Source organism: Phenylobacterium hankyongense, assembly GCF_003254505.1.
GTDB classification, from domain to species: Bacteria; Pseudomonadota; Alphaproteobacteria; order Caulobacterales; family Caulobacteraceae; genus Phenylobacterium; species Phenylobacterium hankyongense.
Window position 1 is genome coordinate 1 of sequence record NZ_QFYP01000020.1, and the last position, 334, is coordinate 334.

At 71.3% G+C, this 334-nt stretch carries 1 pseudogene; it reads right to left on the reverse strand.

Annotated elements, in window-relative coordinates:
* Positions 1–319 (reverse strand): annotated as a pseudogene (locus DJ021_RS18500) (ATP-dependent DNA helicase RecG); the annotation flags it as partial.
* Positions 320–334 lie beyond the last annotated feature (15 nt).

Sequence of the window (334 nt, forward strand, 5' to 3'; positions counted from 1 at the left end):
CGGTGAGGGGGCCGGAGATGGTCTCGAAGTGCTGGCGGGCCAGGATCTCGGTGGTCGCCGTATCATTAAAAAAGCCGCCGGCCGCGGCGACGTCGGCCATGGCGCACATCGCCACCACCGTCTTGCCGGATCCGACATCGCCCTGGATCAGCCGGCTCATCCGCTCGCCGAGCGCGAAGTCGTGGCGGATCTCGCCCAGCGCCCGGGTCTGGGCGCCGGTGAAGGCGAACGGCAGGTCGGCGCGGATGGCTTCGGCGACCGTGCTGGCGGGAATCTTCGCGGCGGCCTCGCGCCTGCGCTCGGCCTTGCGCTGCGCCATCGCCAGTTGCTGGGC